Source organism: Bradyrhizobium valentinum (assembly GCF_001440405.1).
Taxonomy (GTDB): Bacteria; Pseudomonadota; Alphaproteobacteria; order Rhizobiales; family Xanthobacteraceae; genus Bradyrhizobium; species Bradyrhizobium valentinum.
Map to the genome: position 1 here is coordinate 21819 of NZ_LLXX01000194.1, position 244 is coordinate 22062.

Below are 244 nucleotides of genomic sequence, written 5' to 3' on the forward strand. Positions count from 1 at the left end.
TGAGCTCCGCTCAGGCGCTATGCCTGGCGCGCTGTCGATCGGAACACTCGAGTTAACGGGTTTTTCTCCTCCGGAAATTCGCGTGGTATGCGAGACGAGCGATCGAGCGATCGTCGCAACCACCCCCACGGCTCGCTTAGGATGCGCCTATGGAGAACGCGACCGAGATCAATTCAACTATAAAGGCGATCGCGCCGACCGTATCGGCTTCGGCCGGACGTGGTTTTTGCGCGCGATATACCGT